This is a genomic window from Leifsonia sp. NPDC014704, assembly GCF_043083605.1.
Taxonomy (GTDB): domain Bacteria; phylum Actinomycetota; class Actinomycetes; order Actinomycetales; family Microbacteriaceae; genus Leifsonia.
The window spans coordinates 1,537,672-1,549,109 of record NZ_JBIBYW010000002.1 but is presented as its reverse complement, the minus strand read 5'-3'; the positions used below and the strand labels follow the sequence as shown (position 1 = coordinate 1,549,109).

Genomic DNA, 11,438 nt, shown 5'->3' with positions numbered 1-11,438 from the left:
CGCGGAATCTCGCGGGCGGACTGACCTATATAGACCATATCATAAAGCTTTTAATCCGCGGGTCGTGGGTTCGAGCCCCACCGGGCCCACCCTTACAAGCATTGGGATCTCGGCCCATCAGCGGCCGATTCGGAACTCGCGATTCGGTTTCTGGAGCGGCTTGTCCAGTTCGGCTTAGCGACTCTCGAATGCGATAGCCTCGCACCGTGGAGCTGAGCAATCGAGGCACCCCGTCGGAGGCGCGCATCCACCCCCACTGGCTGCCGCGCGTGGGCGTGCTGCTCCCCACCGGCGTGGTCTCGGTCGCATCGATCGCGGCCCTGCAACAAAATTTCAACGCAGGCGGTCTAATTATTGCCGTCGTATACACCTCAGCGAGTCTTTACGTCGCCGCACGCTAGGTCCTTTTCGCGGGAATCCGACGACACGGCGATCGAATCATCGTCACGGGAATGCTGTGGTCGCGCAGCATCCCCTTGCGGCAAGTCGACCGTGTCACCGGCGGCTACTCCTTCATCCGCTGGCACACCCGATCCGGGCTCGGATTGATCACTCCACTCAGCGCCTTGTGGTCGAATCCGCATCCACTCCCGGATGTGACGGAATACAACAACAAGCGGCTGATGATCCTCCGCGCATGGGTCACGGAAGCGTGGAAGTCCAGACGGCCTCAAGGGATGGACCGCGTGTGACTATGCCGCGAGTTGCCCTCCCTGAACGACGTGGATCGGGTTCGGCGATCTACGCGAAGCGCGCTCAGAAACGGCCCGGCGGAGCGAGGCCCTACTCTCTCAGCGCCGCCAGGCTGCGCTGGCGTCGCAAGATGACGACTCTCAGCTCGAGACCGCATACCTGCTGCTCTCTCCAAGAACGCACACCGTCTCATGGATGCGGTCGAGAGCGCGCGAACGCTTCCCGAGCGGTCATGGGGCCAGACCGCTCTGCTGAGCTATCTTGAACGACTCCGTCGGGCGGCCCGACCGCCGGGCAGGAGGTTGCTGTCGCCGGAGGAGTTCGGGATCGACATCGAACGGCTCTCACTGGACGCCGACGCCAGGGCTGGAGGGGGGATCCACCCTTCCCCGCTCGGACGCGTGCCCCAGCGGACTAGTGCGCCTCGGCGTGAAGCAGCTGACGGTCCCCAAGGGGGCCGCTGAGATGCACGACCTCGGGAAGCAGCTTCAGCGAGTCGGCACATGCACCGAGGGAGACGGTCTGCACGATGGGTGCAATGGTCACGGCTGAGCCGGTCTCGGTGACGCGAACCTTGTCGAATTCGTCACAGGAGCCTCCGACGACGACGCCGATGGTGATGTCCTGGCTGCTCGGGCTCGAGGAGAGCAGTCGCCAGCTCGCCACCCTGGTGGGCGACGACGGCTCGTTGCGCACGAGTCCGACAGCTGCGGGACTGGACTGAGCGGAGGCCGCGCTCTCCACAACCGCCGGGGTCGAGCGCGCGCCACCGACGACGGCCGGTACGAGCACCAGGGCGACGAGCGCCGCAGCAACTGTCCCCACCACGATTGCGACTCGGTGAATTGTGCTCACGGCTCACCCTTCCTTCGGCATCAGGCGAATGCTACGCCTTCCGCCGCTGTGCCGCCCGTGCGGCGCCGAGAAACGCGCACGCGCAACAGCCTGCACCGCTCGAACCGGTTCGACATTCGCCGTCGCGCCGCGCATCAACACCGAAAACCACGCGCGAACACGGCTAAATGTAGCGCGAAACAACATCTATTGGCTGCACATAGCGTTTGCGCTATGGTGACTGTCGAACCGGTTCGACAACGCGGTGCCGAAGTCCGTCACCGTTTTGATGCGAAGGAGCATCCGACCATGTCACTCACCCACTCGACCGTTGCGAGCAGGCGATCTCGCCGCCGGTCCCCGCTGTTGCGCGTGTCCGTCGCGGCGGCTGCAGCCGCTTCTCTGGTCGCTGCCGGAGCAGCACTTCCCGCCGTCGCGGCCACCGGAGGGAATACCCTCACCATCGACGCGGCGTCGGTCATGCGTCCCGTCACGCATGTCGGCGCAGGCGGCCTGTACGGTCTCGCGACCGCGAGCACGCCCGATCCCGCCTCGTTGCTGCCCCTGCACGTCAACCAGTTCACCCAGCCGGCACCGGGCGTCCAGCAGTTGGGGAACGGCGCGACCACTCCATCCGGCGACGCGCTGAAGGTCGCGCCCTCGCTGATCTCGGCGGGCGGGCAGGAGACCATCCGCATGCCGGATATCTACCCGGATTGGCCATACAAGTGGGTCAGCTGGAGCGATTATCTGTCGAAGGTCGACACGATGGTCCAGGCGCGTGTCTCGGCCACCTCCACAACCAACATCAACGGGTGGGAGTTGTGGAACGAGCCGGACGGCACCTGGAACACCTCGGCGGCCGGTCCGTTCAACGACGGCTGGTCGCGCATCTACAACGAGGTCAAGAAGTACGACACCGTCACCCCGATCGTGGGCCCGAGCATCTCCAGCTACAACCACGACTGGATGACCAGCTTCCTCACCGCCGCGAAGAACGCCGCCACCCTGCCGGATGTCATCAGCTGGCACCTGTGGAACTCGGACGCCCTTCCCGGCGAACTGGCCGACCTGCGCAGTATCGAGAACTCACTCGGCATCTCGCCGCGCCCGGTGTCGATCAACGAGTACGCCTGGCCCGACCAGGTGGATGTGCCTGCAGCATCGCTGCGCTACCTGGCGACCTTCGAGCGCGCCACCGACGTCCGCGACGCCGAACGCGCCTACTGGTACGAGTCCGGCACGATGAACGGGCTGTTCGCCAACGGGCAGCCGACGGGCACCTACTGGCTCTACAAGTGGTACGGCGACATGACCGGCAACATGGTGTCCGTGGCCCAGAACGGCCTGCAGGACGGCATCGCCTCGCTGGATACGACCCGCAAGATCCTCACGGCCGTCGTCGGCGGCGCAACCGGCGACAACACCGTCTCGGTGAAGAACCTCAGCGGCTTCGGCTCGTCGGTCGCGGTCACCGTGCTCTCCACGCCGGACTCCGGCCGCCTGCACGCCGTGTCCGCTCCGACGACCATCTGGTCGGGATCCCTCACGGCCACCAACGGGGCCATCAGCGTCCCGCTCACCGGGCAGGACCCGGGCGCCGCGTACGAGATCGTCGTCACGCCGACCAGCGGACCGGTCACCTCGTACCAGCAGACGTACGAGGCGGAGAACGCCTCCGTGGTCAACGGCATCCGCTACTCCTCCTCCGTCGCCTCCAACGGCGGATACGTCGGTGGGCTCGACAACAGCGGTGACATGCGGAACGACAGCTTCGTCGACTTCCTGGTCAACGTCCCGGTCGCGGCCGACTACAGCCTCTCGATCCGATACGCCAACGGCACGGGTGCCACCTCCACCCAGGGCATCGCCTACGACGGCGGCGCCTGGAGCACGATCAGCTATCCCGCGACCGGCGGATGGGGCGCCCAGGGGAAGTTCGCGACGGTCTCCGGACCGACCCTCCACCTCACCGCCGGATACAACATGATCCGGCTCGCGAAGGGGTCGCCGTACTTCGCCGGCGGCACCGGGTACGCCGAGCTCGACTCCATCTCCCTGTCCACGACCGCCGCCGTCCCCGGTTGGTCGCAGCCGTCGAACCCGCCCGCGGCGACGTTCGTGCAGCGGCTGGAAGCGGAGTCCGGAACGGTCTCCGGCGGCAAGGTCATCGCGTCGTCGAACGCGTCCGGCGGCAGCTTCGTCGGCGGACTCGACTCCTCCACGAGCTCGGTGACCTTCCGTCCCAACGTCCCCACCGCCGGCACCTACCGGCTTCAGCTCGGCTACGCCAACGACGGAGGTTACACGCAGAACGGAACGCTGGATGCGGTGGTCGGGCTCACCGTCAACGGCGGAGCCGCGACGAACCTGACCCTTCCCGTCACGGGGCCGTGGGGTGCGAACGGCGGATCCTTCCCGGTGGCGACCACGACGGTGCAGCTCAACGCAGGCACGAACACGGTCACGATCGCCCACCAGGCGAACCAGAACTACGCGGAGCTCGACTATGCGCAGTTCTCCTCCCCGGCGGGTGCGGTCGTCCGGTAACGGACACCGCTTCTCGAGTAGCGCCTGTCGCCCCCAGCACGACAGGCGCCGCCCGGAAGGGCCGGACCCGGGAGCTCGGGTCCGGCCCTTCGCTTGCTCCTCGGCGCCGCATGCGAGATAGGTTTCTCTCGTGGCTGTGTGGGAAGCGGACGACCAGGATCCCGGATTCCAACTGGCCAGGAACGGATTCGTGACGAAGTTCCACTCGGCGGCCGTCGTCGATGAGTCGCTCGCCTCCTTCCGGTCGGCCGGCTACCGTGTCGTCCGGCTGGATACCGCATCCTGGACCGACGAAGCCGACCTTCACGACGCGCTGAGCACCGCCCTCGACTTCCCCGCCTACTACGGGCGCAACTTCGCCGCGCTGTCCGACTGCCTCCAGGACGTCGTCGAGCAGGCGTACGGATGGACGGAGGCCGACACAGGGCTCGTCATCGAACTCGACCACCTCGATCGGTTCCGCGCGACGATGCCGGCCGCCTGCGGGATCCTGCTCGATATCCTCGTCGACACGGCTCGTCTCGGAGCACTCCTCGGCAACCGGATCCTGTGCGTGATCCGGTCGGATGACCCGCGGCTGGACATCGGACCGGTCGGTGGCGCAGAGCCGCCGTGGAACCCACGCGAGTGGCTCCTCTCCGACCGCGTGGAGAGGACTGCGCCGTGAGCGGGACCACAGCGCACAGCGCAGCGATCGACGAACTGCGGACCCTGCACAATCGGTCGTGGGGGCAGACGGCTCTGCTGAGCTGTCTCGAGCGTCTCCGTTCGGGCGGCCCGACTTCCGCAGAAGAGGTCACCGTCGTCGACGCCTGGGCGTTCGACGACGGCTTCTGCGTCATCTACGGATCACCCTGGGGTCCCACGGCGGGGCTGCGTGTCACGGCAACCGGCGAGCAATACTCGGGTGCTTGCACCGACCACCCGAGCGCGGAGGAGTTCGGGATGGACATCGCCGACTTCAGCATCGCCGAGCCGCTGGGACGCTTCGCCGACCGACTCGTCTTGGATGCCGGCGGTGTGGGTGATCCTCCGTTTCCAAGCGGGTCAGTTCACCGCCACGCCACTCAGTACCAGGTGCCGCCCCCGTCTTCGGCGGGTTCAGCTCGGTAGTCGAAGAGTGTCCACATCTCGTCGTTGAACCTGCGCCCAGCACGTAGTGGCAGGTGCGTGGTCCACCAGCTCTTGCCGGGCGCAACCGGTGTCGGAGTGAGCAGTCGCCGGAATTGCTCATCCAAGTCATCGACCTGGCGAGCGAACTCTTCGAACTCCGGGAACCGTTGAGCGATGGGATCGCGGAGGACCTGTTCGATGAAGTCTCGGGGCGCGAGATCGTTGAAGTACTCGTCAACGTAGTCGTTATAGCCACCTGCGACGTTGGTGATGATCGCGTAATAGTCGTGGAGCAAGCTAGCGGGGTCGCGCTTCTTGCCCGTCCCCGGATACGGCCGCACGACGTTCTCCACGTAGGTCGCGAATTCAGACACGCGTGAAGGATAGCGGCGGCCAGAGCCCGCGCCGTGCGCGGTGTTCACCCGCGGCGCGTCGCACGCGGAGCTCGCACCAGCACCACGGTGAGGACGACGGTCACCAGAACGCTGTAGAGCCAGCCGACGATGACCGCGAGCACCACGAGCCAGTGCTGGGACGACGGCGTCGCCGCGACGGACCAGATGGCGGCGCCGAGGAAGGCGGACATGACCACCGTGGCCGTCCACCGCGCGGTCAGCCGCCAGGCCATCCCCCATGTGCTCACCGGCCGCGGGGGCATCGTGACACCCGCCAGCCATCCCCCGGGCTGCGCGAGTCCCGGCGCTCGGCTCTCTTTCATGGGCGTCAGCGGGCGCGAGACCGCGCGGTCCCAACTGTGCCGCCGTCCCGGGTCGCTCACATGCAGAATCTACACCGGAGCCGCGGCGACCGCTCAGCGGGTGGGCCAGTGCCAGGTGGGACGGTCGAGGAGACCCTCCTGGCCGCGCAGGTGGGTCTCCCCCAGCTGCTTCTCCAGGTGGATGCGGCTCACGTCGTCGACGAGGTCGCGGTCGGCCGCGGAACGCTGGATCGCATCCTGAAGCTCGGGAGAGTGCGTGACCACCACGAGCTGCGCGTTGGCCGACGCGGCGACGATGAGGGAGCCGAGGGCGGGCAGCAGGTCCGGGTGCAGGCTGGTCTCCGGCTCGTTGACGACCAGCAGCTGGGGCGGACGCGGTGACAGCAGCGCGGCCGCCCAGAGCAGGAAGCGCAGGGTGCCGTCCGACAGCTCCGCGCCAGCGAGCGGGCGGAGCAGCCCGGGCTGCCGGACGGCCACCGAGAACTGGGCGCCGTCGACCACGATCTCGACCCGGCTGCCGGGGAACGCTGCATCCACGGCCGCGTCGAAGGGGTCGCCGCCACCCGACTCGCGGATGGTCTGGATGGCCGCCGCGACATCCGTGCCGTCGGCGGCGAGCACCGGGGTTCGGGTTCCGAGCTGCGGTAGCCGCGCCGGGGCCGCCGTGTCGGTGCGGAAGTGGTCGTAGAAGCGCCACGCGCGCAGGTTCTCGCGCACCCTCAGTACCTCCGGGGCACGGACAGGATCGACGACCTCGGTGAGGATGCTTTCGAACGTGCGCAGGGTCTTGCCCAGCTCCGTCCAGTCGCCGTCGTCGCCGCGTACGCGGACGTGCCCGCCGCGTCGCTCGGCGGCCAAGCTCGACGGTCGGGGTGCCGGACCCGTCCACACGGTCTCCAGCTTCAGCTCGGGATCCCGGCCGAACGCGGTGTCCTTGCTCGGCTGCGGCAGTCCGAGGTCGAGGGCGTAGCCGAGTCCCATGCCACCGTCGTCGAGCTGCACGCCCAGCCGGAGCGCGACCGGATCACGACGGACGGTTCCCTGGACGGGCGCGTCGCCCTGGAGCATCGCCCGGCCCAGCCGCTCGGGACCGGCCCACAGCGTGGAGTCGAGGCCGCCCTCGCGCGCGATCGCGACGACCACCTCATCCCGCCCGCACCCGGCCAGCAGGCGCAGCGCCCGATAGAGCGACGACTTGCCCGCCCCGTTCGCGCCCGTCACCACCGTCAGGCGCCCCAACGGGATGACGAGGTCGCGCAGCGACCGGTAGCCGGAGACGGCGACGGTGGAGATCACTCCGGGATCGTATCGGGGGCCGCCGACGCGAGTGGATGCGCGCGACCTGCCATCAGACTTCGTCGCTCCACGGAAGGAAAGGATTTCCGGACCGGGCGCGCTCGATCCGCTCGTGGTCGGAACCTCCCAGCATGACGACGTCGCCGCCGAGGGGAAACCGCGAGACGGTCGTCGTCGCCTCGTACGCGCGCCCGTCTGCCGTCGTCGCAATGGAGAGGATCGTCCAGTCCTCCTCCGTCTCGGAGAACCGCCCGACCGAGGCCGCAGCCACGAGGTCGCGGAGGACGGCGACGCCGGCTTCGTCGTCGGTCAGCGTCCACTCCGCATGCTCGATCTCCGCCGTGAGCTGATCGAGGTAAGCGTTCCACCGCACAGCGGCCGCACCTTCCCGACGCGGCTGCAGCGTGACGGAGGCGTCCTCGCGGCCGCGGAGCACATCCACCGCGTCTCCGAACTCCGACGCGACTTCCGCGACCAGCGTCGTCAGCAGGGGCAGTATGCGCGGCGGCGGAGGGGCGTCGATGCCGGGAGCAGGCGACAGCTCGACCTCGGGAGCGGGATCGGGCAGGCGCGTATCCGACGGGATGCGGATGCGCACCCGGTAGTCCGGGCCGCCATAACCCGCCGGGTGGTTGTCGGTCGGCACCCGGTCCACGTCGCGCTCGATCCGATCGTCGGGGTCGTTGGTGCGGTGGTGAGCACCGGCGACCGGCACCATGCGCTCGTACCACGCGACGATCCGCTCGACGCGCCCGGTGACATCGGCGAGAGGCACACGGTCGTCATACGGATGGAGTTCGTGGAGATAAGTGGGCACGCCATCCGGAGCCGACAGATCCTCAACCGGGGCTCGAACCGTCAGCGTCACGTCCTCGCCCGCTGCGAAGGGGACGCCGCAACAGCCGAACTCAGCGCTGAACACGAGAACGTCGATGGCGGAGGTGGCGTCCATGGAGCAACGGTACCGGGAGGCGCCAGCCTCGACGAGCTTTCGGATCAGTCGCCGAGCGTCCCCTCGTGCGCATCCAGGAACGCCGCGACCTCTCGATACCGGATCAGGCTCACGATGGCGGACCCGGCAAAGAGCAGCATGGCCGCAGCGAACAACCAGGTCGCCCAGAACGCCCGGCTCGAGATCGCCGATCCGACCATCATGAGCGTCAGAGCGACCACCAGCGGCACGTATCCCCACGTCGCCCGCTGCGACTGCCGTGCGGCTGCGACGATCACGGTCGCATGTCGTGCGTCGAGCGTCTCCTTGCCGCGAAGCTGTCGGACAGCGGACTTCCGTTCCTCCCGCGAGAGAGGGCTCAGCACTGCCCGCCACCGAGGGATGTAGTGGCCGGTGCGTCTCCCCCAGACGAACGTGACCACTGCGACCGCGAATCCCAACCCGCTGATGCCCCAACCGATGCCAACGCGCGGCTCGATCCCGTCAGAGGCCGTATTCTCCGGGCGCGACGGCAGCAGGAGAGCGATGACGACACCTGCCGCGACACTGACGAGAAGCAGTACCACGATCCACAACAGCGTGGTGCCGCGACGTCGCGTCAGGCGTTCGTCGACCTCTCCCGCCGCGAGCCGCTCCGCAGCGGCCCAGCGGTCGTTCTCCTCGATCCGCGTCATTCTGCGCCTCCCGGCGCCACGGTATCCCCGATCAGCCCGAAACGCGAGGAAAACTCACGCGACGCCGGTGACCCGCGCCCGCTCGAGCAGGTAGCCGACGGCGACCGCCCCGGCGATGCACAGCATCACGGGAACGAGCAGGTCGGGTCCCTGGCCGGTGAACTCCATGGTGAGGAGCAGTCCGGTCACCGGCGCCCGCATCGTGACGGCGAGGAAGGCGGCGGCGGCGATCAGGGCGAAGGCGGGCAGCTCGGCACCCGGCCAGAGGAGGTTCCAGGCGGCACCGCCCGCGAGTCCCAGCCCGGCGCCGATGGCCAGCGAGGGAGTCAGGGTGCCGCCCGCCGCGCCCGCTCCGATGGTTCCCAGCGTGGCCGCTGCCTTGACGACCGTGGTCAGCAGGATGAGCAGCACCGGCACCGTCGCCGCGAACGCGAGCTGGCCGAGCGCGCGGCCGTTGCCGAGGATCGCGGGCAGCCAGAGCGACACGACGCCGACGGCGACGAAGGTCAGCGGCATCACGATCAGGATGCCCCACGAGCGCGGTCGGTGCGCCTGCGCGAACCGCGCTGCGCGCACGAAACCGACGGCCGCGCAGCCGATCAGCGGGCCGGCGAGCAGCGACCAGACGACGATCGTGGGACTCAGGTGCAGCTCGGGGAGCACATAGAGCGGGTTCGCCGGAACCCAGATGCGGGCGACGAGCGCGGCGATCGCGGAGGCCGCGAACGCGGGAAGCACGGTCGCGAAGCTGATCTCGGCCAGCAGGATCTCGACGGCGAAGACGGCGCCGCCGAACGGGACGTTGTAGACCGCGGCGAGGCCCGCCCCCGCCCCGCACGCGACGAGGATGCGCCGTTCGCGCGCCGAGAGTCCCGCGCGCTCGGCGAGCCATCCCGCCCAGAGCGCTCCGACCTCCCGCGGCGCCACCTCGCGGCCGATGGAGGCGCCGAGCCCGACGATGACCACCTGCAGAGCGGCGTTCAGGAGCGTGACGACCGGGGGCATGCGGCGTCCGTTCACCGACTGCTCCACCGAGACGACGGCGTGACTCGGCGACCGTCGCCCCCAGCGGCGGAGCGCCCACCAGCCGACGCCGCCGATGACGCCGGCGACGGCGAGCGCCACGACCCGGTTCAGCGGCGGCGCGTTCAGCAGGCCCTCGAAGAAGTCGCCCTCCGAGTAGCCGAAGGCGAGGTGCTGCAGGGCGTGCAGGCCCAGCGAGACGAGTCCGCCGCCGATTCCCGCTCCCACCCCGACCAGGGCGGTGACGACGACGAGGCGCACGACCCACCGCGGGGTCGCGGAACCGGTCGCGGGTCGGGCGGGGGGCACGGCACCCAGCGTATCCGCAGCACTTCCCGCCGGCTCGTCGGTGGAAATCGTGCAACGAAGTGTTCACCGAGCGCCCCTAGCGTTACGACCGTGACCCTCTCGCGCCCGGGTGTGCCGGATGTCGACGCCGAACGTCCGCGCACGACGGTTCTATTGCCGCGCGGCGCCCGGCGCGGGGTGGTGGCGTGGGTCGTGCGCCTGTGGCCGGGCGCGACGGCACTGACCTTCGGCTGCGTTGCAGCGATCGCGATGCTGGGCATCGCGGCGGGTACGGAGTTCCCGCTGTTCTCCGAGGCGTCGGCCGAGCGCGGGCGCGACTGCACGACGATCCGGAGCGCACGTCACGCCCTCGACGCCGCGCTGGATGCGCACCTGGCGGCGCTCGGGGCGCATCCCGTCGAGGCGGGATCGGCGATCCAGGATGCGGTGACGAGGTTCCGCGCGGAAACGAGCGACATCGCCACGGACGCGGTCGCTCGCGCCCTCGACCCGGTCGACCGGACGCTCGACGAGCTGCGGGGCGCCGTCGACGGACGGACCTTCGCCCGCGACCCCGGGGCGGCACTCGCCGCTGCCAACGCGGCGGCGGTGCAGCTTCGGGGATCCTGGGACGGACCTCTCGCCCGGGTCTGCGACTGACTCCGACGCCGATCAGCTTCCGGCGACCAGCGCCCCGACCGTGAGCAGCGACACCGAATCCTTCGTGCACGCCGTCACGCCCGCGTCCTTGACGAACAGCGACTCGGTCGAGCCGGGCGGGTAGACCCGGAAGCCGTCGGCCTGCTTCGGGGCGCAGTCGGCCTCGGGATAGTTCAGCGCCTGGGTGATGCGCAGCGGCGCCTGCGCGGTCGCACCTGGCTTCAGCACGACGGTGGGATGCGGGGTGCTGCGGTCGAATTGGGCCGCGGCACCCAGCTGCGTGCCGTTGCCGTCTCCGACGAACGACACCCCCGGCCATCCCTGCAGCGAGCATTCACCTGAACCGTTGTTCGTAAGCACGAGGGTCACCTCGACGCTTCCCGCCGCCCCGCCTCCGCCCTGGGCGATCGTGCCGGAGAGGTCACCCGTGTCGCACTGCCCGTCGATGGGCGTCGCGGTCGCCGTGGAGGTCGGGGTCGGCCGCGACGTCGAGGTCGTGGACGCGGAGGGCGATCCGGTCGGCACCGGGCTCGGCGAGACGCATCCTGCCAGGAGGACGGCGAACGTGAAGGCGACGGCGGTCGCGGAGACGGCGCGGAAGGTCGTGTTCCCGGTCATGCGCCCATCCAACCGGTGC

General features: G+C 69.2%; 13 protein-coding genes. 5 read left to right on the top strand and 8 right to left on the bottom strand.

What is annotated here, in order from left to right:
• Nucleotides 1–206 precede the first annotated feature (206 nt).
• Nucleotides 207–401 (top strand): hypothetical protein, encoded by a 195-nt coding sequence (locus tag ACF1AJ_RS19030; RefSeq protein WP_391508747.1) that lies wholly within the window; start codon nucleotides 207–209, stop codon nucleotides 399–401.
• A 706-nt stretch (nucleotides 402–1,107) separates the two neighbouring features.
• Here the strand turns inward: ACF1AJ_RS19030 and ACF1AJ_RS19025 are convergent.
• A complete protein-coding gene (locus ACF1AJ_RS19025; protein ID WP_391508746.1) occupies nucleotides 1,108–1,548 on the bottom strand; it encodes a hypothetical protein in 441 nt (146 codons plus the stop codon).
• Between the two features lie 288 nt (nucleotides 1,549–1,836).
• Here ACF1AJ_RS19025 and ACF1AJ_RS19020 point away from each other — a divergent pair, with 288 nt between their 5' ends.
• From ACF1AJ_RS19020 to ACF1AJ_RS19010, 3 genes are all read left to right on the top strand, one after another.
• Complete coding sequence (locus ACF1AJ_RS19020; protein WP_391508745.1) at nucleotides 1,837–4,077, top strand: CBM35 domain-containing protein; 2,241 nt, start codon at nucleotides 1,837–1,839, stop codon at nucleotides 4,075–4,077.
• A 130-nt stretch (nucleotides 4,078–4,207) separates the two neighbouring features.
• Entirely contained in the window at nucleotides 4,208–4,744 is a 537-nt protein-coding gene (locus ACF1AJ_RS19015) for a barstar family protein (RefSeq protein WP_391508744.1), read from the top strand.
• Nucleotides 4,741–5,190, top strand: coding sequence for a hypothetical protein (locus ACF1AJ_RS19010; RefSeq protein WP_391508742.1), 450 nt, complete (start codon nucleotides 4,741–4,743; stop codon nucleotides 5,188–5,190). The genes ACF1AJ_RS19015 and ACF1AJ_RS19010 overlap by 4 nt, the downstream gene beginning before the upstream one ends.
• Here the strand turns inward: ACF1AJ_RS19010 and ACF1AJ_RS19005 are convergent.
• The 6 genes from ACF1AJ_RS19005 to ACF1AJ_RS18980 are packed head-to-tail and all read right to left on the bottom strand — an operon-like array spanning nucleotide 5,145 to nucleotide 10,162.
• Nucleotides 5,145–5,564: a hypothetical protein gene (locus ACF1AJ_RS19005; protein WP_391508740.1), complete on the bottom strand. Its 420-nt coding sequence runs from the start codon at nucleotides 5,562–5,564 to the stop codon at nucleotides 5,145–5,147. The genes ACF1AJ_RS19010 and ACF1AJ_RS19005 overlap by 46 nt on opposite strands.
• A gap of 44 nt (nucleotides 5,565–5,608) precedes the next feature.
• Nucleotides 5,609–5,968, bottom strand: coding sequence for a hypothetical protein (locus ACF1AJ_RS19000; protein ID WP_391508739.1), 360 nt, complete (start codon nucleotides 5,966–5,968; stop codon nucleotides 5,609–5,611).
• Between the two features lie 33 nt (nucleotides 5,969–6,001).
• Complete coding sequence (locus tag ACF1AJ_RS18995) at nucleotides 6,002–7,204, bottom strand: AAA family ATPase (protein WP_391508738.1); 1,203 nt, start codon at nucleotides 7,202–7,204, stop codon at nucleotides 6,002–6,004.
• Between the two features lie 52 nt (nucleotides 7,205–7,256).
• Nucleotides 7,257–8,156 carry a DUF6578 domain-containing protein gene (locus ACF1AJ_RS18990; RefSeq protein ID WP_391508737.1) on the bottom strand — a complete coding sequence of 300 codons (900 nt, stop codon included), beginning with the start codon at nucleotides 8,154–8,156 and terminating at the stop codon, nucleotides 7,257–7,259.
• A 44-nt stretch (nucleotides 8,157–8,200) separates the two neighbouring features.
• A complete protein-coding gene (locus ACF1AJ_RS18985; RefSeq protein ID WP_391508736.1) occupies nucleotides 8,201–8,830 on the bottom strand; it encodes a hypothetical protein in 630 nt (209 codons plus the stop codon).
• Between the two features lie 54 nt (nucleotides 8,831–8,884).
• A complete protein-coding gene (locus tag ACF1AJ_RS18980; protein ID WP_391508735.1) occupies nucleotides 8,885–10,162 on the bottom strand; it encodes a chloride channel protein in 1,278 nt (425 codons plus the stop codon).
• 90 nt (nucleotides 10,163–10,252) lie between these two features.
• Between ACF1AJ_RS18980 and ACF1AJ_RS18975 the strand changes: the two genes are divergently transcribed.
• The gene (locus ACF1AJ_RS18975; RefSeq protein WP_391508734.1) at nucleotides 10,253–10,801 is read left to right on the top strand and encodes a transporter; all 549 of its coding nucleotides are present in this window, start codon (nucleotides 10,253–10,255) and stop codon (nucleotides 10,799–10,801) included.
• 12 nt (nucleotides 10,802–10,813) lie between these two features.
• Here ACF1AJ_RS18975 and ACF1AJ_RS18970 read toward each other — a convergent pair whose 3' ends face one another.
• Nucleotides 10,814–11,419, bottom strand: coding sequence for a DUF4232 domain-containing protein (locus tag ACF1AJ_RS18970; RefSeq protein ID WP_391508733.1), 606 nt, complete (start codon nucleotides 11,417–11,419; stop codon nucleotides 10,814–10,816).
• Between the last annotated feature and the right edge of the window lie 19 nt (nucleotides 11,420–11,438).